Source organism: Chryseobacterium sp. GW821-FHT04C04 (assembly GCF_059420365.1).
Window position 1 is genome coordinate 185,375 of the sequence record NZ_JBWKTO010000004.1, and the last position, 21,455, is coordinate 206,829.

Genomic DNA, 21,455 nt, shown 5'->3' on the forward strand with positions numbered 1-21,455 from the left:
ATATTTTTATTAATTATTGTCCTTTATTTTCCTTTTCTTTTGCGATTTCATTTTTTATCCAATCCAGCTGAGGATCTTTTTTATCAATAATATCCTGCATACTTTCAGTAACGACAACATCAGGGACAACTCCTTTTCGTGAGTCTGAGAAATTGATATTAGGCTGTACAAGCAATAATCCGATAGGAAACCTAATCTCAGAATTGGGAAGCTTTTGATAAGAATAAAAGCCTGCTACAGTTCCATCATTGGCGCCACCTGTTTCTTCTCCCACGAGAGTGGCTCTTTTATCATTCTTAATCTTGGCAGTAATGATAGAAGATGCTGAGAAACTTCCACCATTGATCAATACAAAAACTTTTCCGTGAAAGGCTTGCTTATTAGGCTTTGTAGGTTTATCAGCCTTCATTTTGTAGAAAACCTTTCCATCTTTTTTATAAGTACTGAAAGCCTGTGCAAAGAAGTAACTTGGGTAGGCTATGCTTTTAAGAGCATATTCCAAAGGATTGCTTTTTCTGAAATAATTCGTGCGCAGAGGAGTATCCCTTGAGGTCACCTGGGAAGGTTTGATCAGGGTAAATGGTACTTCTGCCAAATAAGAATAGAGATTATTGATTTCATAGAGAGAGCCTCCATAATTATTTCTGACATCTATGATGAGGTAAGGAGACTTTGCATTATTAATCTTGGCAAATGTTTTTTTATAAAATTCATCCGAATACTCTCTGGAGAAGCTTTTCACTTTTATATAAGCAATGGTACTGTCTTTATCCAGAAATTTGAAACTCCTGTTATAAGAATTACTGGAAGCTACATAGTCATTCAGTTTCTTTTCCTGAGTCTTTTTTTTCATTTCCTTATCCTTTTCAAGATCAGAATCAGATTTTATTTCTCGGGTTAAAGTATAAGTCTGTTTTTCTCCTTTAAAAAGGGTCTCAAAGGTTGCTTTGCTGGGAAAGCCATTTTCAGCAGTATAAAAATTAAAGAATAAATCTTTTAAGAAATAAGGATAAAAAGTAGTATTGTCACCATCACTGCTGATCAGGCTTCTGTACTTCTTGATATACTCTGAAACGGGAACTTTATTGATGGATAAAATTTCAGTTCCGGGTTGTATATGATTAATAGAATCTCTGTTTTGAACAATATACATCTGCTCACCTGAAATATAATATTCGAAACGGCTGAACATTCCCTTCTGATGTTCCAGCTTTTTTAATTCTTTTTTGGTGAATTTTTTTCTGGGAATTCTCAATGAAAGATGTCCCTCACGGATTCCTGCAATAACCGGCTGAAGTTTAAAATAAAACTGAAGAGGAGTGAGCGGCTCTGTGAGAGTCTGTTTTAGGCTGTCAAATTTATGGTCCAATTCCTGCTTGGGAATGTACCAATAGAGTTGAGGGTGCATCTGCTGTAATTTTGAATAAGCATAATCTACATCCTCCTTAAGCTGTTCCGGTGGAATATATGAAGCCCGCTGTTCGTTGTGTTTTTTTATAGAGGCACAGGACGAAAGTATAGCGAGAAGAAATATTACCGAATAATTTTTCAATTTCTTTGAGTTTTTTAAGGTGCTAAAATAGAAAGTTTAAAATTAATCCTGATGTAAATGAATAATAAATTTTCTACAACACCTGATAAAATTAGTTAAAAAATAGAGTAAAATGAAATATGTTTTCATTTAAAAGCAAAAGTTGATACATTTGACACTTATTTTTTGCAGATGATTTATTGGATTATTACGTGTGTGGTTGTCTTAACGGTTACTTTTTTTGTCGTGATCAATATGAAGGTGTTTGGAGGAGTGCCAAAAGGAAAACGGCTAAAACGTATGAGGCAGTCCAAACTTTATAAAAAAGGACAGTTTCAGAATATCAGCCATACACCATCTATTACAGAAGGCTACAAAATGTCAAAGGTGACTTATGATTTCTTTTTGGGTAAAAAAGATCCGTTGCTGAAACCTTTGAAAGACATTCCTTCTATTCATACCAATTTGAAAGCTATAGATAAAAGTACAGATGTTTTTATCTGGCTGGGACACTCATCTTATTATTTTCAGACAGATGGTGTTTCCTTTTTAGTGGATCCTGTATTGAGTTTGTATGGTTCTCCTTTTAAATACTTTAACAAAGCATTCAAAGGTTCTGATATCTTTACCCCTGAAGATATTCCAGATCTCGATTATCTGGTGATTACTCACGATCATTTCGACCATTTGGATTATCCAACTGTAAAATCCATAAAAGATAGAACGGGTATTGCCATTTTGCCTTTGGGAGTAGGAGCCCATTTGGAAAGATGGGGATTTGGAGAAAACAAGCTTATTGAAGAGGAATGGGGGACAGAAGTTACTCTTAAGAATGATATAAAAATTATTTTTACCCCTGCCAGACACTTTTCCGGCAGGAGAATCAGGCAGAATGATACTCTTTGGAGTTCCTATGTTTTGAAGACGCCTACAAAGAAAATTTTCTTAGGAGGAGACAGCGGTTACGATACCCATTTTAAAGAAATCGGTGATCAATATGGCCCTTTTGATTATGCTATTCTTGAAAACGGACAATACGGAGAAGCATGGAGATATATTCATACCTTACCAGAAGATGTTATTCAGGCTAGTACTGATCTCAATGCGAAGCGTATTATCCCCGTTCATGCTGCAAAATTTGCGTTGGCTCTTCACCCATGGAATGAACCTTTACAAAAGATAACAAGTCTTGGAAAAGCAAAAGGACTTAGCATCCTCACTCCGATGATCGGTGAGGCTGTAGATCTTAATCAGTCAGAACAGCAATTTACTGCCTGGTGGGAAAACTGATCAGGCATGCCAGATCTCTTTATATCGTGCAGGGTGGTTTTCAAACTGTTGTCGGACAAAATCACATTCAGGGTCTACAAGCAAATCTTTTTCTTCTGCGTAACGTACCAGCTCATCCAGTAATAGTTTGGCATATCCTTTTCCTTCACGCTCTTCGTCAAGTTTCGTATAATATACGATAAGCAGTCTTCCGTCAACCTCTATGGACATATATCCTGCCTTTTCCCCGTCAATAAGTAGCTGCAACTCATCCTGATATTGAGATACCTGAAACTTTATATTTTCCATAATAATGTAAGATTTGGTTGATTAAAAATAAGTTGAGAAGATTTCCTGAAAAACATTCTCTCCATTAAAATTACGAAATTAAATAATATGAAGTAATGGTTTTTAGAAATCTTAACGAATTTTATAACATAAATAATAAAAATTTGAAATAATAAAATTCAATAGAAGATGGCTTTAGCCCGCCTTTAAAAAATGAAAAGAGATCCAGCGGCTTTAGCCAAAGCTTCAAAATATTTTCATTTTAGAAATCCCAAATTTAAAATCGCAACCTATTGATGACTTGTTGCTTACATGAATTGTTTTTAATAAAATTAAATACATTCCGATCATAATCTTAATGTAATTAGGATTTAATGATTCCATAGAATTATAAAAAATATTTCAAAGATAATCAGTTGTTTGTCATTTTTATTAACAAAAATTGGCATTTGTGTTTAAAAGTTGGCACTTTAATTGACTCTTTCATCATATCTAATTTTAAAGGGGATTGAAATGAAAAAGTTACTATTAACAGCGCTTCTGGTTGGGACATTCGGCTTGAGCTATGCCCAGTCAGATTATTATAATGACTACAGAAGAAGTATTTCGGATGTCAACTGGCAGAAGGTTGTTGCCGATCTGTTGCTTTCTACAGCACAAGCCAATCAGGTGTATGGATTGAATGACAGATATCGTGATTATGATTCGTGGAACAGAGTATATGTGGTGGATCCCGGAAGATGGAGAGGCGACCGATATAACGAACTGGAAAGAATCATGGGCAGAGAGAAGTATATTATCTTTAAAAAGAAATATTACAGAGGACAAAACCCAGTGATTGTTTACGGTAGAAATAAAAAGGATTATAAAAAATACCATAAGCAACAGGAAAAATATTATAAGAATCAAGAGAAATATTACAAAAAACAAAACAAAAATCACGGGCATGGCCGCGATGATGATTGGGATTAAACTATCATCAACTATATATTCACTTTTAAATGGCTGGCATCTTTGTCAGCCATTAATATTATATCAATCAGAATTATTTTTAGTGATTAATTTGTTTGAATTTTATAATTTTGATCTATGGAATCAAATGAGTCACTCAAAGGTTTTTATGAAAGAAATGCTCCCAATCTGGCATCACAATGTATTGGGGTCAGCAAGATGGGACACTTCAATGTGTTTTCACGGGAATATTGTTCCCCATTGACACCCTACAGCAGAAGAGATTATTATAAAATTTCTCTTATCATAGGAAAAGGGAAGCTTCATTATGCTGATAAATGGATTAAAGTGGACCGTCCTGCATTATTGTTTTCAAACCCCATTATTCCATATTCATGGGAAGCAGACGATGAAGATCAGAAAGGCTGGTTTTGCTTGTTTACAGATCAGTTTCTGCATAATGGAAGCCGTATGGGGAACCTTCAGGATTCTCCGCTTTTCAAGATTGGGGGAACTCCGGTTTTCTTTATAGATGAAGAACAACAGAAAACACTTGCGGATATTTATACGAAAATGATGACGGAAATTCAGTCAGATTATATTCACAAATATGATATGCTCAGAGCGTATCTTCATCTGATGATTCATGAAACCATGAGAATGCAGCCGGCAGAAAGTTTTGAACCTTATCAGAATGCTTCCCAAAGGGTTGCTTCCTTATTTATGGAACTTTTGGAAAGACAATTTCCTATTGACAGTCCTGAAGCTTTCTTAAAATTAAAAACGCCCAAGGATTATGCTCAAAGTCTTTCTATCCATGTGAATTCATTGAACCGTTCTGTAAAAGAGATGACTGGGAAAACAACCAGCCAGCAGATTACAGGAAGGATTATTCAGGAAGCCAATGCCCTGCTGCAACATACAGATTGGAATATCTCTGAAATTGCCTACGGATTGGGCTTTGAGGAACCTGCTTATTTTACCAATTACTTTAAAAAACAAACAGGAATTACTCCCAATGCCTTAAGAATGGATGTTGTTTGAATTTTATAATTCTTAGTTTGAATTCTATATCGCAGTTGGCCTCTGCATGTTCTAATTTTGTCCTATAAAATTAAATCATACCTATCATGAAATTTAAAAAATTAGGAAACACAGAAGAGCAATTGTCAGCAATCGGTTTAGGATGCATGGGAATGAGTTTTGCGTATGGGCCCACAGATGAACAGGAAAGTATCAATACCTTACACAGAGCTTTAGACCTGGGGGTAAACTTTTGGGATACCGCAGATATGTATGCCAATGGAGAAAATGAAAAACTGATCTCTAAGGTGTTGGTTCCGAACAGGGATAAGATTTTTATTGCCACCAAATTCGGATTCAGGTTTAAAGATGGTAAAGCTAGTCATAGTGGTGCTCCCGGAACCTATTTTGACGGTTCTCCTGAGTGGATCAGAAAGGCAGTTGATTTAAGCCTTCAAAGATTAAAAATAGATACTATTGACCTGTACTATGCTCATAGAGTAGACCCGAATGTTCCTGTAGAAGAAACAGTAGGAGCAATGGCGGAGCTGGTAAAAGCAGGAAAGGTGAAATATATCGGATTGTCTGAAGCTTCAGCAGAATCTATCAGAAAAGCCAACAAAATTCATCCGATTACAGCTTTACAGTCAGAATATTCTATCCTTACCAAAGATGTTGAAAAAGAGATCTTACCAACGATCAGAGAGCTGGGAATTTCTTTAGTGCCTTATTCTCCGCTTGCAAGAGGTCTTTTCACCAATATTTATGACGTGCAGAACCTTGGTGATGACGACTTCAGAAAATCATTACCGCGTTATCAACAGGAGTATCTTGAAAATAATACCAAACTGGCTAACGAGATCAATGAGTTTGCGGCTTCCAAAGGAGTGAAAGGAACTCAGCTCGCCCTGGCCTGGGTATTGAATCAGGGAGATGATATCATCCCGATTCCGGGTACCAAACGAATCAAATACCTGGAAGAAAATATTGCAGCCGTCAATATAGACCTCTCCCAGTCAGATCTCGATACCATTGATGCCATTCTCAAAAAATACCCGAATGTAGGGGAAAGATACACTGAAGGTTCAATGAAACTGGTCAACAACTAAAGACTAATATAAAAACTGAGTTCCTGCTTATGATGGGAGCTCAGTTTTTTGTTATTATTCTAAATGAGGAATGTATAATAATGAAAAACTAAATTATGAACAGAAGAGAATTAGTAAAGAGTGGTTTATTGGCAGGAACATTAAGTATGATTCCTTTTTCCAGTGTATGGGCAGAAACTCCAAAAACGCCTGAAAAAACAGGGGATGATCTTTCGGGCTTTAAAAAGCTGAAGCTTGGAGAACTGGAACTGTTTGTTCTTACAGATGGATACATTCATGAAGAAAATCTGAACTCATTTGCTCCCAGAGGAACTGTTTCAGAGCTGAAATCAATCCTTAAAGATCATTTCAGACCCGAGAATTATATTGATATGGCTATGAATATTCTATTGGTGAAAACAAAGAATAAACTTATCCTGTTAGATACCGGAATGGGTATTTTTGCTGATGAAAGAACCGGATTTCTATTAAAAAGCCTTCAGAAAGCAGGATTTTCACCAAAAGATATTACTGATATTTTTATCTCCCATGCACACCCTGATCATATTGGAGGCGTCGTTGATAAAAAACAGAATCTGGTTTTTCCGAACGCCAATATTTTCATTTCAAAAATTGAACATGACTTTTGGATGAAAGCCTCTATTAAAGACTTTCATAACAGTGCCCTGAAAGCACAGCCTGAATTTCTTAATAAGATTATCCCCGCTATTCAGAATGTTCTGAAAACAATTCAGCCAAAGCTTACATTCTATGACCTTAATAATCCTTTCTATGATTACTTCAGTTTTCAGCTGGCTCCAGGCCATACCCCCGGTTTGGTAGTGACAACCCTATCTTCTGGAAATGAAAAGCTGATCTACATTGCAGATTTGATTCATTCTGACATAATTCTTTTCCCACATCCTGACTGGGGGTACTTTGGGGATACCGATCTGGATATTGCAACCACCTCAAGAAAAAAGCTTCTTCAGCAGCTGGCAGATACCAAAATCAGAGCATTTGCCTATCATTTGCCATGGCCGGGTCTTGGTTTTACAAAAACAAAATCCGGTGGATTTGAATGGTTCCCGGAAAGTTTTATGAATTAGGTAATAGGTAATAGGTAATAGGTAATAGGTAATAGGTAATAGGTAATAGGTAATAGGTTGCAGGGATTAAGGAGTGGGAAATAGAAATTAAGAATATAAAAAGAAATTATCTTAATCTAAAGTAATGACGTGCTCAGCATTCCCTTCCGGAGGAGGGGTGGCAAAAATTCAAAGGATTTTTGACAGGGTGGTTAATCAGACAGGTTATGGAATCAATAGAAGCGGACTTTAGTCCACTTTCATAAACAAACCGATTCACCCGGCTTTAGCCAAAACGTATAAAATAACAGATCCTCCCGGCAACGAGAGGATCTGCTTCAACATAAGAAAAATTAGAGTTTTATAATCTCCAAGCCTCTCCAAATACAAGCTCAAAAGAATACAGTTTCCTGAACATCAGGTAAGTCATCGTAAGTACAGAGAAAGCAACTATTGCGTCTATTGTAGATGGAAAACCAAGTACCGCGATTTTTGAGAAGAATGCAAAGAGGATATCGAAAAACATCCCTGCAAATACCCATTCTTTTAATCTTAATAGCCTATTGGGTAGTAGTAGAACAAGAACCCCTGCAATTTTGAAAACGCCCAATATATAAATGAAATGAGAGGGATAGCCAAGCTGCTGAGTGATGTCCCAGACAACCGGATTTTTTGTAAGTTCAAAGAAACCGCTGGCTCCGAACCATAATGACATAAAAATGGCTCCCACCCAATAAATGATTTTTGTTGTTTTTGTTTTCATCGTTGTAATTTTTAATGATGATTGCGTTGTATAGAATTTTACTTAAAAGTCGTTTTTGCTGATCCTGATATCTGTCCGGTTTTTACATTTTGAATAAAAGCTATCACCTCCCAGTTTTCTGCTGAGAAACCTTCAGGAATTTTGAAAGTGGTTGTTCCTTCCAGCTGCTTATTCAATGAGATCTGGTTTTGTTTGTGAACAATCTGCCAATGATGCAGATGACGGCCTTCATTTTCCCCTTTACCTACCTGGGTGGAAGAATGCTTTTCAACCAGATTAATGAGAAGCATATTCTTAGGATCTGTAGCAGACGTTTTATACTGTACATTGATATCCTTTTGGGAAACACTTGCCGATAGCTCTACAGTTGTTTTTTTAGCATTAAGCAGGGCTTCCTGAATTGCATTTTTGATAGAATTTTCATTAGACCCTACAAATTCCGTTTTTCCATTGACAACCAGTTGGGGAGTGTAGACCTGTGAGTTCAATATACGGCTGTACTGCTGTTGTCTTTGTGAATTTTCAGCAGTGCTGAATCGGTCTTTCCATCCAAGGCGGTTCCAGTAATCAACATGGTAGGAGAGAAGATAAACGGGTTCATCTTTATATTCTTTTTCAATTTTCCCCATTAATTCATCTGCCGGAGGACAACTCGAGCAGCCTTCTGAGGTGAAAAGCTCCAAAACGGCAAAGCCATTATTTTCAGAAGTTGGGTGCTGTGTCGTCTTTTGGACTTTATCTTTATAAATAAATGCTGATGTAGCAAATAATAATAGAGTGAAAGCGCTAACTGTGATTAAGTTTTTTAGTATCATTTTTTTTAATTTGATTCAAAAGTAGATACTCTGTAAAGGCGGAAGAATAGAAAACAGGTCCAAGCGGACAAATCAAATGGTGAATCCGGAAATTGGGAAGGGAAAGATTTTAAGACTGGAAGCTGGAAGTTGGGAGTTTCTGGAGTGCAAAAAAGGAATAATATTTTATATTTTTTTATATTGAAAGATAAAATAAACAGGGTAGAACTTAAAAATTGAAACACATCAAATAAAAACAAAAGATAACCCTGACCATATCAATCAGGGTTATAATTTATTTTAAAAAGTATATTATGTGTTGGAATGGTTTCAAGTACTTCCAGCATCCATCCTGTAGCTTCCTTACTCCTCTATCTGTTTTCCAGCCAGGCAAAAAAACTATGCGTCTTCTCTTTATTAATAAGAAGTTTTTCGGGAGTTTCTACAGTGAGTTTTACCAATATTTTACGCTGAAAATAATATTCCATCTCTTTAATTGCTTTAAAATTAACAAGATATTGACGGTTGACTCTAAAGAATTGTTTGTCAGAAACTTGTTCCGCAACCTGTCCCAAAGGCTGGGTAAGGGAAAACTGCTGTTTGCCAAATGTTACCAGATGGGTTATTTCATTATGGATATAAAAATAAGCAATATCTTCAGTGAGGACTGTAGTATATTTCTGATTTTTAAAAACGAGAAAATTACTCTTTCCGGCAGGCTGATTGATTTTCTGTATAAGTGATTCCAGATCCGGAAGGTCACTTTTCTGAAAGAATTTTTTTAGTTCATCAACCTTTCTCAGGGCTTCTGCAATATCTTCTTTGGAAAATGGTTTTAAAACATAATCAACGCCTTTGCTTTTAAAAGCGTCCAGCGTATATTGATCAAAGGCGGTACAGAACACCACAGGGCAAGAAATGTCCACCGATTTGAAAATCTCAAATGAAAGACCGTCCGAAAGCTGGATATCCATAAAAATAAGATCAGGTTTGATCGTACTCAATCCTTCAATACTAGTTTCAATACTGTCGTAAACGCCCAATATCTTTGAGTTCGGTTTTAAATCTAAAATTAAATTCTGAAGGGATTTTGCAGCCCTGAATTCGTCTTCAATGATGATGATATTCATAGATTAATGGTAGTTTTATCTGAAAAGTTTTTTCGTCTGAATAGATAGTCACCTCCTTTTCCAGTAAATGCCTGTAACGCATTTTGATGTTGTCAAGTCCTACACCCAGAGAATCTTCAATGTTTACTTTTCGCTGTATAGGATTTTCAATGATAATTTTAGCGTCAGCGTTATAGATTTTAATATGCAAAGGCTTACTCTGCGAAACGATATTGTGCTTGATGCAGTTTTCTACCAGAAGCTGAAGGGTAAAAGGAGGGATGAGGGTTTGACCAATTTCTTTTCCAAGCTCATTGGTAAACTTAATGCCTTCTCCAAAACGGGCTTTCTGAAGAAAAAGATAGGCGTCTACTATTTTCATTTCTTCCTGAACACTGATCAGGTCTAGTTTTCTGCTTTCGAGGGTAAATCTGTAAAAATCAGAAAGTTTTACAATAAAATCAACCGTTTCTTCATCACGGGTTTCTGCCATTAGTTTTAACGTATTCAGACTGTTGAAAAGAAAGTGTGGATTGATCTGTTGCTTTAACAATTCATATTGGGCGCCCAGATTATCACTTTTTACCTTTTCCAGTTCAAGCTGTACCTGCTGGCCTGTATAATTATTCTGAAGCAGATGCAGGAACATATAGCACACCAGATTGATTAAAATACCCCTTACTTCAATCATCAGCATAACCGGCCCGAAATTGATATGAGAAAGAATAAGCTGCTGAATCCATGCCAGCCCAAACATGATCACCATACCAAAAGCGAGCACCACCATCAATCTTGAATACGATATATGCTGTCTTCGTTTTTCTGTACGGTTCAGCATATAAATATTGATATACCACATGATAACAGAAAATGCTGCCGTAATCCCTGAGTTGACCACTGCTTCTTTCCAGTTGAACTCATGAGAAGCAAGCTGAGGTACGGAAGATAAAAGACCCAGAAAAATGGAGCTTATCCAGATAATGACCTGTGAGATTTTTATTTTTTGCTGTTGCATGAAATCTGCTGATTTGAAAAGGTTAAATTAATGTTTTTTATTGAAAATATTATGATAAATAGTAAAGGGAAACTATTGTTCGCATTCACTATTCATTGGGTTTATCAAACATTTATAAAAAGTAGACCTGAGGTTGTCTTTTACGGTCTGCTGACAGGGGTGTAACTCATGAAATACCGGATTCTTTCTTCTTTGTCGGGTGGAGCCGCATTAGACTGATCATTTTTAACATCATAAGAAACATTTCCAGTAGTATCCGCCTGAACAGTTTCAATACTTATTAATTCTCCAGTGATGGTTCCGCCAATATATTGAGGATTATCATGATAGCGCCAGGTAACCAGTTTCATCACAGCACCAGCTTCCGGTGCCTTACTTTCTTTGGATAAAGATTCCAGCGCTTTTTCATTTCCATATAAAGCGGACATAGTCTCTTTCTTAGGATATAAAGATGTTGAAATGAATTTAAGATTCCCCGGGTCAAAAACAGCTCTCACAAGTTCATTGTCTTTATTATTGTTCTCTTTGCTGCAGGCGGTAAGGGAAACAAGGCTTACCAATAAGATGAAGATTGTATTTTTCATTTTTTCTGTAAATTTTGGATTAATCTTTGGGTATTTACTTTCATAGGAACATCAAACAGATAGCCTGTTTTTTCTGCTAATTGTCTGTGGCAGGCAATGCATGATTCTTTGGCGAAAGACGCTGTTTTTCCAGTTGGATGCAGTTCATCTCCTGAGAATTTTGCAAATCCCCAGCCCTCAGTATCTTTATATTGCTGGGCATCTTTTACCATAAACTGTGCATTGATGAATTTTCCCGGTCTGATCTCTCCGCCAGGCAGTTCCTGTTGTTTCCATACAGATTTTACCACAATACTTCCGTCTGGCCATGGATGAAAATTTTCTGTTTCCACGGCTTTTACAGCAATATCATTTCCATAGATAACACGGATAGAGTTGTCAAACAGCGTACTCATGCTAATCACTTTCCAGTTTTTGAAATCAGGAGTGTATTGAACTCCATTGGGAGACACCTGATGTTTTGCCGGAGTAGGAATGGGAGCGGTGGAGAATGAATGAGGTTCCATCTTATGTTGAGCTGATGGGCTTACAGAGGATAATGAAAGAGTATACTTTTTAATGGTTTCAATATCTTGTGCTGTAATCTTAGCGGAAGGGTGCAGAAGCGTATATTCATGGAGAGGCATTTTCTCACTCTGTATCATATTGAGAATAGCATACATCTTTCCCTGATGTTCGGCTGGGGAGTACTTTTCCCACTCCGAAAAATTAAGAACTTCTCTGGCTCTTTTGATGTCTTTGTTCACAGCCCAGGAAACAGGAGCAATTTTATCATACCAGTTTAGATTTTGCTGGTTAGAATGACAGCTGAAACATGAGTTTTCAAGAATACTGATCACTTCCCTTGGTGCTTCAAATTTTCCTGTAACCGGTTTTCCTTCTAAAGGTTTACTGAATAGCTGCAACCCTCCGAAGATTCCTAATATAGCCAGAAAGACTATTGCAATGGAGTTTCTCTTTTTCTTTACGGTATTCATAATGAGTATTGTTTTTATTTTCTGGACCAAAAGTAGGCAGGCAGCCTATGCTGTGAAATGGGAAACAGGATAAGACAGACAAATTAAAAGGTGAATCCGGAATTTTTGGCTCCGAAAACACACAAGAAAAATCCCGGTAATTATGTTACCGGGATATATTGAAATTATAGTTTACAAAATCATACCACCATCTATGATAATCTCAGTGCCGGTCATATAGCTTGAAATAGTATCATCAGAAAAATGAACAACCAATTTTGCAACGTCTTCTGCTGTTCCTATTTTTTTTAGAGGGATTGTATTAATCATCCATTCATTAATTCCTTCCAACGTTTTTTCATCTAAGCCGGCTTTATTCATAATCTCTGTTTTTATAGGACCAGGACTTATCATATTCACTCTTATTTTTCTTGGAGCTAATTCAGCTGCTGCGGTTTTTGCAATAGAGTTCAAAGCCGCTTTGCTTGCCTGATAAACAGAACTGTTGGGCTTATAAGTAGATGCTACAATAGAAGATAAGAATATTACAGAAGCTCCATCATTCAGTAAGGGGATGAATTTGTTTAAAGTAAAATAAGCGCCTCTGAAATTAATGTTCATCACCTGATCAAAATTTTCGACGTCCATATTTTCAATAGGAATCAATCCGCCCGTAATTCCTGCGTTGATAAATAAAATGTCAACCTTTCCGTGTTGATTTTCAACTTCTTGCTTTAGTAAATCAATGTCATCAAGATTTGCCTGATCTGCTACAAAGGGAATTGCTCCCAATTCTTCTGCTGCCTTTTCTACAGCTTCTTTTCGTCTTCCGGTGATGATTACGGTTGCTCCTTCTGAAATAAGTTCTTTTGCTGCAGCGAATCCGATTCCGCTGTTTCCGCCTGTTACAATAGCCAGTTTATGGGTTAATTTTTTCATTGTAAAATTTTTGACAAAGTTATTTCAAAATGGTATACTTTTGTAACCAGTATCACAGAGTATATCAGTATAACGAATGATATCACTTAACTTTACAAGTATGGAAAGAGATCAAACAGAAGAGCTTAGAGCCTTACAGGATACCCTTTATTTTATTGGAGGGAAATGGAGAATTCCGGTGATCAATTCACTTTGTAATGGGAACAGACGTTTCAGGGAAATTGAACGCAGTATTCCCGGAATCACCACCAGAATGCTTTCAAAGGAATTAAAAGATATGGAGCTGAATAAACTTGTTAAAAGAAATGTTTATCCGGAAACTCCTGTTTTAATAGAATATGAACCCACAGAATATTGCCGAACCTTTGGAAATATTATTCAGGAAATGATCAATTGGGGTAGAGAGCATAGAAGAGTGATTGTGGAGGATAGGTAGTGAGAGGTTGCAGATATTAGGTTGCAGGGATTAGGGACTAGGGATGCTTAATCTTGGTGAATAAGTATGTGCTCAACATTCCCTTCCTTTTGCCGGGGTGGTTTTAACACGGAGATTATGGTCACAAAAAAAGCCCCTTAAAAAAGGAGCTTTTAATTTATATCAAAACGAACAATTAAATTCCGTCAATGATTTCGTTTAAAACAGTGCTTGGTCTCATCGCTGCATACGTTTTATACGTATCAGTTTTATAGTACCCTTCAATGTTTTGAGGTTTACCCTGAGCACCAATTAATTCTGCATTGATTACTTCTTCGTTTTCCTGCATTGCCTGAGCAATAGGAGCAAACTTAGAAGCTAATTCAGCATCAGCAGTCTGGTTAGCTAACGCTTCAGCCCAGTACATTGCTAAATAGAAGTGAGAACCTCTGTTGTCAATCTGACCTACTTTTCTTGCAGGAGATTTATCTGTAGCTAAGAATTTAGCATTTGCTTCATCCAGTGCATCAGCTAAAACCTGAGATTTTGTATTCCCCTGAGTCTGTGCTAAATGCTCTAAAGAAGCCTGAAGTGCTAAGAATTCACCTAGAGAATCCCATCTTAAATATCCTTCTTCAAGGAACTGCTCAACGTGTTTTGGAGCAGAACCTCCGGCACCTGTTTCAAATAAACCACCACCGTTCATTAATGGAACGATAGAAAGCATTTTTGCAGAAGTACCAAGCTCAAGGATTGGGAAAAGATCCGTTAGGTAATCTCTCAATACGTTTCCTGAAACAGAGATAGTGTCTTTACCTTCTCTTGCTCTCTTCAGCGTTTCAGTCATCGCATCTTTTACATCAAGAATTCTGATGTCAAGACCTGTTGTATCGTGATCAGCAAGATATTTCTCTACTTTTTTGATGATTTCTCTGTCGTGAGCTCTTCCTTTGTCTAGCCAGAAGATAGCTGGTGTCTCAGATAATCTTGATCTGTTTACCGCTAGTTTTACCCAGTCCTGAATAGGAGCATCTTTAGTCTGACACATTCTGAAGATATCGTCTTTTTCTACTTTTTGAGAAAGAAGAACGTTTCCAGCCTCGTCCTGAACTTCTACAGTTCCGTCAGCAGACAATTGGAAAGTTTTATCGTGAGAACCATATTCTTCAGCTTTCTGAGCCATTAAACCTACGTTTGGAACAGATCCCATAGTGGTAGGATCCAGTTTTCCATGCGCCTTCATATCGTCGATTACAGACTGATAGAAACCTGCATAAGAACGGTCTGGAATGATACAAACTGTATCTTCTTCGTTTCCTTCTTTGTTCCACATTTTACCTCCGCCTCTTACAAGAGCAGCCATAGATGCATCAACGATGATATCAGAAGGTACGTGGAAGTTTGTAATTCCTTTGTCAGAATTTACCATTGCCACTCTAGGTCCGTTTGCCAAAGCAGCTTCAATATCAGCTTTGATGTCAGCTTCCTGAGCATTTCCTTTGATTTTATCGAAAAGATCAGCAAGACCGTTATTTGGATTGACGTCTAAAGACTTGAAAGTCTCAGCATATTTAGTAAATACTTCTTTGAAGAAAGTCTCAACAATAGCCCCGAAAATGATTGGATCAGAGATTTTCATCATGGTCGCTTTAAGGTGAGCAGAAAGAAGTACATTTCTTTTCTTAGCTTCTTCGATGGCTTCCTGAACAAATACTCTTAAAGCATTTAAGTTCATTACAGAAGAATCAATTACCTCACCAGCCTGAAGACCAGCGAAGTCTTTTAATACAGATTCAGAACCGTCGTTTCCTTTAAATACGATTCTGTATTTTGCAGCGTTTTCTAATGTAGTAGAATTTTCTGTACCGTAGAAATCACCATTGTTCATGTGCGCTACGTCAGTTTTGCTGTCAGATGCCCAGTTACCCATTCTGTGAGGATTAGCTTTTGCATAGTTTTTAACAGCTTTTGGAGCACGTCTGTCAGAGTTTCCTTCTCTTAATACAGGGTTTACAGCACTTCCTAATACTTTAGCATATTTAGCTTTGATTGCTTTTTCCTCGTCATTTTTAGGTTCTGCAGGATAGTTGGGAACTGCAAAACCTTTACCTTGTAGTTCAGCAATAGCGGCATCCAATTGAGGCACAGAAGCAGAAATGTTAGGTAACTTAATGATATTAGCGTCAGGTTGAGTAGCCAGTTGGCCTAGTTCTGATAAAGCATCACCAATTTTCTGGTCATCTTTTAAAAACTCAGGGAAGTTTGCTAGAATTCTTCCTGCCAAAGAAATATCTGGTACTGCGATTTCGATATTTGCTGATTTTGTAAAAGCTTTTACAATTGGTAAAAACGAGTGAGTAGCCAGCATTGGAGCTTCATCAGTAAGTGTGTAATAGATTTTTGATTTTTCTGACATTATACTGTTATTTTTTATTTGAAATTTTAAGTCCCACAAATTTAGTAAATATCATTGTTTTATTTAGGATATTTCCATAAAAAATAGAGGCTTTTGAATCTTTAATTGTATATCTGTATAATTTATGCTCGGGTTCTGTTTACATTTATTGGAAAACAATTTTATAATTTTCATAGGCTGCGCTTTTCTTCATAGCAATCTTCGTTTTTTCAGGCTGTTGGTATGGAAAAAATTTTGTTCGGAAAACTGATTATCAGGCGAAAGACTTTTATTTTTACTTTAAGATTAATTTAACCTTTATAAGACAGGAAAAATTTTCTTTTTTGATTAAATTTGAAGAACTAAAAAAATAAATATTATGTCCACGACAATCACTTTAAAAGGAAACGAAGTACACACAATAGGAACATTACCAGCTGTAGGGAGCTCTGTAAAAGACTTTGCATTGGTAGATTCAGGATTAGCGGTAAAAACACTTGAAACTTTTGCAGGAAAGAAAAAAGTATTCAATATTTTCCCAAGCATTGATACTCCTACTTGTGCTGCTTCTTCCAGAAAATTCAACGAAGAGGCTTCAAATCTTGACAATACAGTAGTGATCAATGTTTCAAAAGACCTTCCTTTTGCATTAGGAAGATTCTGTGCAGCTGAAGGATTGAATAATGTAGAAACCCTTTCAGACTTCAGAAGCAGCTTTGGAGATGACTATGAAGTGACTATCACAGATTCTCCTTTGAAAGGTTTATTAAGCCGTGCAGTAATTGTTACAGACGAAAACAATAAAGTAGTTTACACTGAGCAGGTTTCAGAAATTGCCAACGAACCTAATTATGATGCTGCACTTGCTGCATTGAAATAATTGAAATAATTTTTGTAAAAGCCTTGTAAAGTCAATTTTGCAAGGCTTTTTTTGAATATAAAAACGAATCAATAACACCAATGTTACAAGATAATTACAAGAAATATGGAGGATTTTTTCAGGTAGATGAAGAACATTTTGAAGAATTCTATGATCTTCTTCACGATACCAGGCTCCTAAAATCTGATTTTTTTCTGAAACAGGGAGAAAAATGTAAATATCTGGGCTTTGTTAAAAAAGGAACAATCAGGTCTTTCTATATCAATGATCAGGGACGCGAAATCAATTTTGGATTCTATTTTGAAAATGAATTTTTTACCGATTATGAAAGCATTCTTTGTGATACCGTATCCAATATGAACATCCAGGCGCTCGAAAACTGTGAAATTTTACTGCTGAGTAAAGATCATCTGCAGGATTTATACAAAAAGGAAGCCTATTGGCAGCAATTCGGGAGAATGATGAGTGAAAAGATTTATCTGGATGCCAAAAAACGGATTGATGATTTGTTGTGCTTTTCCCCTGAAAGCAGATATCTCAATCTTGTCAAAAAACAGCCTGCACTTTTTCAGAAAATAGCACAGAAACACATTGCCAGTTATCTCGGAGTAACAGAGCAGTCACTCAGTCGGATAAGAAGCAGGATTGTTAATTAACTTAAGTTAACGTCCACTGATATTTTAAACCGTAGCTTTATCATCATCAAACAAACCTTAACACAATTATTATGGAACAAAAAGAATTAACCATTATTTTGGTACACGGAGCATGGGGAGACGGATCGCACTGGCAATACATTATCCCTTCACTTACAAAAGCGGGCTATAAAGTAAGAAGTGTCCAGAACCCATTAACATCGCTGCAGGACGATATTAATAAGACTAAAGATCTTATTGATGCCCAGGACGGAAAAGTACTTTTAGTAGGACATTCTTATGGAGGTGCTGTTATTTCAGGCGCAGGACATCATGACAAAGTAGCAGGACTGGTTTATATTGCTGCTTTTGCACCTGATGCAGGAGACAGTCTGGGCTCTCTTTTAGGAAGGCGTGAGTCGCCGGGTGGAGCAAGTATTTATCCTGATAATAAAGGCTTTTTATGGATTAAATACGATGAATTTAAATCCGCTTTCTGTCAGGATTTAGATGATGAAAAAGCATTAGTGATGTCGTTGTCACAAAAACCTATTCACGGTCAATGTTTTGGAGATGTAGCGGGAGAACCTGCCTGGAAAACTCGCCCAAGTTGGTATCAGATCTCATTGCAGGACCGCATGATCCCTGCAGAAACTGAAAAAGAAATGGCAGAACGTCTTGAGCCTAAGAAAATAATCTCTTTGGATGCGGGACACGCTTCATTAGCATCACATCCAGAAGAAGTTACTCAATTGATTTTAGAAGCGGCAGCTTCCATTTAATACAATAAACAACACAATAATTGATTAAGCCTTGTGAAATTTTACGTAATTTCACAAGGCTTTTTTTAATGAAAAACGATTACAAAATGGTCAAGAGAATTGTAGCCAATATCAAAACAGAAAACCTCACGAAAGCAAACATTTTTTATCAGGATATCCTGGAACTGGATGTTTTGATGGATCATGGTTGGATCAAAACTTTGGGGAATGATGAAGAAACAAAAGTTCAGATCAGCTTTGCCGGGCAGGGAGGAAATGATACCGAAGTTCCGGATCTTTCCATTGAAGTAGATAATGTAGATGAAATATATCGCAAAATGAAAAATGCAGGTTTTGAAATCACCTACGAACTCACTGATGAAGAGTGGGGCGTTCGCCGGTTTTTTGTTAAAGACCCGTTTCAAAAACTGATCAATATACTCTCTCACCAATAAATACATTGTACAATGAAAGCAGAAAGAATTATTCCTGTATTAAGAATCTTCGACTATCAGAAAACAAAAGAATTTTATGTAGACTGGCTGGGATTTGAGATCGTTTGGGAACATTATTTTGATGAAAATACCCCCGTTTACATGGAAGTGAAAAGAGAAAACATCATTTTCCATTTAAGTGAACATCACGGAGACGGAACACCGGGAACAAGAGTCTCAATCTGGGGAGAAGGTGTTCCTCAATATCATAAAGAACTGATTGATAAAAAATACAAATACAACCGCCCCGGACTTGAAAAAACGTTCTATGGAGCCGTATCTTTTACAGTAATTGATCCTTTTGGAAATAAAATTACATTCGAAGAAGAATTTGATGAAGTAAAGCATAAAAATCTTGAATTCTATTCGCATGATTAATTTTTTTCAAATGATATAACTTATTTCGATTATACAATGTTTTTAAATATACATCAGGAATTTGCACCTCCGGAAGAACTTCGGGATACCATACAATGCTTTTGGTATAACAGAAGAGATTACGGAGAAAAACCGTCCGAATTTACAGTACTGCCGGATGGTTATGCTGAAATTATCTTTCATTTTGGCAGTGGATGCAGTATTGTACATGATGGGACTATTCAGGCTTTGCCTTCTCCGTTTATGATGGGGCTGCTCAATCAGCCTGCTGTTTTTTATGCTCAAAACCAATTGGAAATTATTGGGGTAAGATGTTTTCCATGGGCTGTTTTTGAGTTGTTGGGATTATCCTCAGAAAAAACCGAAAACGGAGTCCATACATTCGAGCATCCTGTGGCAGAGCTTCATTTTGTATTAAAAGACCTCATTACCCAAGGGAAGGTAGAAGAAGCCATTTCTCAGATAGCGCAATATTTTCTGAAATTACACGCACTCATTACAGTGGACAGTCTACTCTTCAAAGCAGGAGCAGCCATGAGGAAAAACTATGGAGCTATTCCCGTGAATCAGATAGCTGAGTCGGCTCATACAACAGTTCGGACATTAGAAAGAAAGTTTAAACAATCTTCCGGTCACACTGTAAAAGATGTATCCGGAATTATGCGTTTTGAACAGATAAGAAATCGATTATGGCATGCTCCGGAAACTCATATTGCTGCTCTGGCGCAAGAATTTGGATATACGGATCAATCGCATTTAAGCAGAGAATTTAAGCGGTATAGTGGTACAACACCCGCTGTTTTTGCCCATGAGGCCAGAAAAAGGAAGCAAATTGTAAACAATGATTTTGTCGCATTTGTACAAGCCTGATACAATTGCATTCCTGAATTTTGTGACATAATAAATACATCAAAAATTATGACACTTAAGCATAAAAAAATAGCCATTATCGGAGCAGGTCCGGTGGGTTTAACCATGGCAGTTTTGTTACAGCAGAAAGGCGTTGAAGTAAATGTCTATGAGAGAGATCTGAATGCGCAGACAAGGGTTTGGGGCGGCACATTGGATCTTCATCAGCAATCAGGACAGAAAGCCATGAAAAAAGCTGGACTTCTTGATCGATATTACGCTGCCGCATTGCCTATGGGAATCAATATTACTGATAAGCAAGGTAATATACTGTTTACAAAGAAAATTACACCCGAAAATCAATACGACAATCCGGAAATCAACAGAAATCATTTGAGAGAAATGCTGCTTGGCAGTCTGGAAGATCATACAGTAATCTGGGATATGAATTTTACCGGGATGGATGAAAGTGATGGCAAATGGCTGCTTCATTTTGAAGATAAGCCTGATGTGACTGCCGATCTGGTGATTGGTGCTAATGGAGGAATGTCCAGAGTAAGAAAATACGTAACAGATGCTGAGGTGGAAGAAACCGGAACGTTTATTATTCAGGGAGATATTCCGGAGCCTGAAAAAGTATGTCCCGAATTTTTTGAATGGTGTGATGGAAAAAGACCAATGGCGGCTTTTGAAGGCAATTTATTGGTAGCCAATCCATATAATAATGGAGCTTTGACTTATGGAGTTATATTTAAAAAACCTGAAGAATGGAAGGATGGCTGTACTTTGGATTTTAAAAATACAGAAGAGGTCCGTCAGTTTCTTTCCGAAAGACTTTCTTCATGGAGTAAGCGTTACCAGCAGTTATTTCGTTCAACTTCCTTTTTTGTAGGGCTGCCAACACGAAGAATTCCATTAGACAAACCCTGGAAAAATAACCGTTCTCTGCCGGTAACACTTATTGGAGATGCCGCACATCTCATGCCGCCTTTTGCAGGGCAGGGAGTGAATAGCGGGCTGAGGGATGCTTTAATTTTATCAGAAAATTTAACGGATGGAGAATATTCAACCCTATCCGAAGCTATTGGCGCATACGAAAAAAAGATGTTTGTCTATGCCAAAGAAGCACAACTCGAATCTGGTAAAAATGAACTGGAGATGCGCGACGTCAACTTTTCTTTTACAAGTCTTATCCAATAGTTGATGATTCTAAAGGGGCAATTAATGATCCGGATCATCAAATAGTAAGA

At 37.0% G+C, this 21,455-nt stretch carries 23 protein-coding genes; 13 read left to right on the top strand and 10 right to left on the bottom strand.

Going from position 1 to position 21,455, the window contains the following annotated elements:
• Positions 1 to 13: 13 nt before the first annotated feature.
• The gene (locus tag AC07UM_RS14210) at positions 14 to 1,552 is read right to left on the bottom strand and encodes a S41 family peptidase (RefSeq protein ID WP_494683772.1); all 1,539 of its coding nucleotides are present in this window, start codon (positions 1,550 to 1,552) and stop codon (positions 14 to 16) included.
• A gap of 171 nt (positions 1,553 to 1,723) precedes the next feature.
• Between AC07UM_RS14210 and AC07UM_RS14215 the strand changes: the two genes are divergently transcribed.
• Positions 1,724 to 2,821: an MBL fold metallo-hydrolase gene (locus tag AC07UM_RS14215; RefSeq protein ID WP_494683773.1), complete on the top strand. Its 1,098-nt coding sequence runs from the start codon at positions 1,724 to 1,726 to the stop codon at positions 2,819 to 2,821.
• On the opposite strand, the gene AC07UM_RS14220 is transcribed toward AC07UM_RS14215, so the two are convergent.
• Entirely contained in the window at positions 2,822 to 3,109 is a 288-nt protein-coding gene (locus AC07UM_RS14220; RefSeq protein ID WP_103234390.1) for a GNAT family N-acetyltransferase, read from the bottom strand.
• 492 nt (positions 3,110 to 3,601) lie between these two features.
• Between AC07UM_RS14220 and AC07UM_RS14225 the strand changes: the two genes are divergently transcribed.
• The 4 genes from AC07UM_RS14225 (at position 3,602) to AC07UM_RS14240 (ending at position 7,259) form a co-directional block, all read left to right on the top strand.
• Entirely contained in the window at positions 3,602 to 4,060 is a 459-nt protein-coding gene (locus AC07UM_RS14225; RefSeq protein WP_494683774.1) for a hypothetical protein, read from the top strand.
• Positions 4,061 to 4,177: 117 nt separating this feature from the next.
• Complete coding sequence (locus AC07UM_RS14230) at positions 4,178 to 5,083, top strand: helix-turn-helix domain-containing protein (RefSeq protein WP_494683775.1); 906 nt, start codon at positions 4,178 to 4,180, stop codon at positions 5,081 to 5,083.
• An 86-nt stretch (positions 5,084 to 5,169) separates the two neighbouring features.
• Positions 5,170 to 6,171 (top strand): aldo/keto reductase, encoded by a 1,002-nt coding sequence (locus AC07UM_RS14235; RefSeq protein WP_494683776.1) that lies wholly within the window; start codon positions 5,170 to 5,172, stop codon positions 6,169 to 6,171.
• A 95-nt stretch (positions 6,172 to 6,266) separates the two neighbouring features.
• The gene (locus AC07UM_RS14240) at positions 6,267 to 7,259 is read left to right on the top strand and encodes an MBL fold metallo-hydrolase (RefSeq protein WP_494683777.1); all 993 of its coding nucleotides are present in this window, start codon (positions 6,267 to 6,269) and stop codon (positions 7,257 to 7,259) included.
• A 340-nt stretch (positions 7,260 to 7,599) separates the two neighbouring features.
• Here the strand turns inward: AC07UM_RS14240 and AC07UM_RS14245 are convergent, their stop codons facing one another.
• The 7 genes from AC07UM_RS14245 to AC07UM_RS14275 all read right to left on the bottom strand — a co-directional run bounded on the left by AC07UM_RS14245 (position 7,600) and on the right by AC07UM_RS14275 (position 13,398).
• On the bottom strand, positions 7,600 to 8,001 hold the full coding sequence (locus AC07UM_RS14245; RefSeq protein WP_494683778.1) for a DoxX family protein: 402 nt from the start codon (positions 7,999 to 8,001) through the stop codon (positions 7,600 to 7,602).
• A 38-nt stretch (positions 8,002 to 8,039) separates the two neighbouring features.
• Positions 8,040 to 8,816, bottom strand: a complete 777-nt coding sequence (locus tag AC07UM_RS14250) for a DUF1223 domain-containing protein (RefSeq protein WP_494683779.1) — start codon at positions 8,814 to 8,816, stop codon at positions 8,040 to 8,042.
• 350 nt (positions 8,817 to 9,166) lie between these two features.
• Entirely contained in the window at positions 9,167 to 9,925 is a 759-nt protein-coding gene (locus AC07UM_RS14255) for a LytR/AlgR family response regulator transcription factor (RefSeq protein ID WP_494683780.1), read from the bottom strand.
• Positions 9,906 to 10,919 carry a sensor histidine kinase gene (locus tag AC07UM_RS14260; protein ID WP_494683781.1) on the bottom strand — a complete coding sequence of 338 codons (1,014 nt, stop codon included), beginning with the start codon at positions 10,917 to 10,919 and terminating at the stop codon, positions 9,906 to 9,908. The genes AC07UM_RS14255 and AC07UM_RS14260 overlap by 20 nt, the downstream gene beginning before the upstream one ends.
• A 140-nt stretch (positions 10,920 to 11,059) precedes the next feature.
• Entirely contained in the window at positions 11,060 to 11,503 is a 444-nt protein-coding gene (locus tag AC07UM_RS14265; RefSeq protein ID WP_494683782.1) for a hypothetical protein, read from the bottom strand.
• Positions 11,500 to 12,480: a heme-binding domain-containing protein gene (locus AC07UM_RS14270; RefSeq protein ID WP_494683783.1), complete on the bottom strand. Its 981-nt coding sequence runs from the start codon at positions 12,478 to 12,480 to the stop codon at positions 11,500 to 11,502. The genes AC07UM_RS14265 and AC07UM_RS14270 overlap by 4 nt, the downstream gene beginning before the upstream one ends.
• 171 nt (positions 12,481 to 12,651) lie before the next feature.
• A complete protein-coding gene (locus AC07UM_RS14275; RefSeq protein ID WP_494683784.1) occupies positions 12,652 to 13,398 on the bottom strand; it encodes an SDR family oxidoreductase in 747 nt (248 codons plus the stop codon).
• A gap of 100 nt (positions 13,399 to 13,498) precedes the next feature.
• On the opposite strand from AC07UM_RS14275, the gene AC07UM_RS14280 reads away from it, so the two are divergent.
• On the top strand, positions 13,499 to 13,834 hold the full coding sequence (locus AC07UM_RS14280) for a winged helix-turn-helix transcriptional regulator (RefSeq protein WP_494683785.1): 336 nt from the start codon (positions 13,499 to 13,501) through the stop codon (positions 13,832 to 13,834).
• A 175-nt stretch (positions 13,835 to 14,009) separates the two neighbouring features.
• Here AC07UM_RS14280 and AC07UM_RS14285 read toward each other — a convergent pair whose 3' ends face one another.
• Positions 14,010 to 16,229, bottom strand: coding sequence for an NADP-dependent isocitrate dehydrogenase (locus tag AC07UM_RS14285; protein ID WP_494683786.1), 2,220 nt, complete (start codon positions 16,227 to 16,229; stop codon positions 14,010 to 14,012).
• Between the two features lie 358 nt (positions 16,230 to 16,587).
• Between AC07UM_RS14285 and tpx the strand changes: the two genes are divergently transcribed.
• The 7 genes from tpx (at position 16,588) to AC07UM_RS14320 (ending at position 21,405) form a co-directional block, all read left to right on the top strand.
• Positions 16,588 to 17,088 carry a thiol peroxidase gene (gene tpx / locus AC07UM_RS14290; protein WP_494683787.1) on the top strand — a complete coding sequence of 167 codons (501 nt, stop codon included), beginning with the start codon at positions 16,588 to 16,590 and terminating at the stop codon, positions 17,086 to 17,088.
• Positions 17,089 to 17,168: 80 nt separating this feature from the next.
• A complete protein-coding gene (locus AC07UM_RS14295) occupies positions 17,169 to 17,744 on the top strand; it encodes a Crp/Fnr family transcriptional regulator (protein WP_494683788.1) in 576 nt (191 codons plus the stop codon).
• A 71-nt stretch (positions 17,745 to 17,815) separates the two neighbouring features.
• On the top strand, positions 17,816 to 18,505 hold the full coding sequence (locus tag AC07UM_RS14300; protein ID WP_494683789.1) for an alpha/beta hydrolase: 690 nt from the start codon (positions 17,816 to 17,818) through the stop codon (positions 18,503 to 18,505).
• 86 nt (positions 18,506 to 18,591) lie between these two features.
• Positions 18,592 to 18,939, top strand: a complete 348-nt coding sequence (locus tag AC07UM_RS14305) for a VOC family protein (RefSeq protein ID WP_494683790.1) — start codon at positions 18,592 to 18,594, stop codon at positions 18,937 to 18,939.
• A gap of 12 nt (positions 18,940 to 18,951) precedes the next feature.
• A complete protein-coding gene (locus tag AC07UM_RS14310) occupies positions 18,952 to 19,356 on the top strand; it encodes a glyoxalase superfamily protein (protein ID WP_494683791.1) in 405 nt (134 codons plus the stop codon).
• Positions 19,357 to 19,392: 36 nt separating this feature from the next.
• A complete protein-coding gene (locus AC07UM_RS14315; RefSeq protein ID WP_494683792.1) occupies positions 19,393 to 20,226 on the top strand; it encodes a DUF6597 domain-containing transcriptional factor in 834 nt (277 codons plus the stop codon).
• 48 nt (positions 20,227 to 20,274) lie between these two features.
• Positions 20,275 to 21,405 (top strand): FAD-dependent oxidoreductase, encoded by a 1,131-nt coding sequence (locus AC07UM_RS14320; RefSeq protein WP_494683793.1) that lies wholly within the window; start codon positions 20,275 to 20,277, stop codon positions 21,403 to 21,405.
• Positions 21,406 to 21,455: the final 50 nt, after the last annotated feature.

What these genes read in the sequence shown, in the direction of transcription:
- AC07UM_RS14215 (WP_494683773.1), top strand. Translation starts at nt 1,724, where the DNA reads ATGATTTATTGGATTATTACGTGTGTGGTTGTCTTAACGGTTACTTTT.
- AC07UM_RS14220 (WP_103234390.1), bottom strand. Translation starts at nt 3,109, where the DNA reads ATGGAAAATATAAAGTTTCAGGTATCTCAATATCAGGATGAGTTGCAG.
- AC07UM_RS14225 (WP_494683774.1), top strand. Translation starts at nt 3,602, where the DNA reads ATGAAAAAGTTACTATTAACAGCGCTTCTGGTTGGGACATTCGGCTTG.
- AC07UM_RS14230 (WP_494683775.1), top strand. Translation starts at nt 4,178, where the DNA reads ATGGAATCAAATGAGTCACTCAAAGGTTTTTATGAAAGAAATGCTCCC.
- AC07UM_RS14235 (WP_494683776.1), top strand. Translation starts at nt 5,170, where the DNA reads ATGAAATTTAAAAAATTAGGAAACACAGAAGAGCAATTGTCAGCAATC.
- AC07UM_RS14240 (WP_494683777.1), top strand. Translation starts at nt 6,267, where the DNA reads ATGAACAGAAGAGAATTAGTAAAGAGTGGTTTATTGGCAGGAACATTA.
- AC07UM_RS14245 (WP_494683778.1), bottom strand. Translation starts at nt 8,001, where the DNA reads ATGAAAACAAAAACAACAAAAATCATTTATTGGGTGGGAGCCATTTTT.
- AC07UM_RS14250 (WP_494683779.1), bottom strand. Translation starts at nt 8,816, where the DNA reads ATGATACTAAAAAACTTAATCACAGTTAGCGCTTTCACTCTATTATTA.
- AC07UM_RS14255 (WP_494683780.1), bottom strand. Translation starts at nt 9,925, where the DNA reads ATGAATATCATCATCATTGAAGACGAATTCAGGGCTGCAAAATCCCTT.
- AC07UM_RS14260 (WP_494683781.1), bottom strand. Translation starts at nt 10,919, where the DNA reads ATGCAACAGCAAAAAATAAAAATCTCACAGGTCATTATCTGGATAAGC.
- AC07UM_RS14265 (WP_494683782.1), bottom strand. Translation starts at nt 11,503, where the DNA reads ATGAAAAATACAATCTTCATCTTATTGGTAAGCCTTGTTTCCCTTACC.
- AC07UM_RS14270 (WP_494683783.1), bottom strand. Translation starts at nt 12,480, where the DNA reads ATGAATACCGTAAAGAAAAAGAGAAACTCCATTGCAATAGTCTTTCTG.
- AC07UM_RS14275 (WP_494683784.1), bottom strand. Translation starts at nt 13,398, where the DNA reads ATGAAAAAATTAACCCATAAACTGGCTATTGTAACAGGCGGAAACAGC.
- AC07UM_RS14280 (WP_494683785.1), top strand. Translation starts at nt 13,499, where the DNA reads ATGGAAAGAGATCAAACAGAAGAGCTTAGAGCCTTACAGGATACCCTT.
- AC07UM_RS14285 (WP_494683786.1), bottom strand. Translation starts at nt 16,229, where the DNA reads ATGTCAGAAAAATCAAAAATCTATTACACACTTACTGATGAAGCTCCA.
- tpx (WP_494683787.1), top strand. Translation starts at nt 16,588, where the DNA reads ATGTCCACGACAATCACTTTAAAAGGAAACGAAGTACACACAATAGGA.
- AC07UM_RS14295 (WP_494683788.1), top strand. Translation starts at nt 17,169, where the DNA reads ATGTTACAAGATAATTACAAGAAATATGGAGGATTTTTTCAGGTAGAT.
- AC07UM_RS14300 (WP_494683789.1), top strand. Translation starts at nt 17,816, where the DNA reads ATGGAACAAAAAGAATTAACCATTATTTTGGTACACGGAGCATGGGGA.
- AC07UM_RS14305 (WP_494683790.1), top strand. Translation starts at nt 18,592, where the DNA reads ATGGTCAAGAGAATTGTAGCCAATATCAAAACAGAAAACCTCACGAAA.
- AC07UM_RS14310 (WP_494683791.1), top strand. Translation starts at nt 18,952, where the DNA reads ATGAAAGCAGAAAGAATTATTCCTGTATTAAGAATCTTCGACTATCAG.
- AC07UM_RS14315 (WP_494683792.1), top strand. Translation starts at nt 19,393, where the DNA reads ATGTTTTTAAATATACATCAGGAATTTGCACCTCCGGAAGAACTTCGG.
- AC07UM_RS14320 (WP_494683793.1), top strand. Translation starts at nt 20,275, where the DNA reads ATGACACTTAAGCATAAAAAAATAGCCATTATCGGAGCAGGTCCGGTG.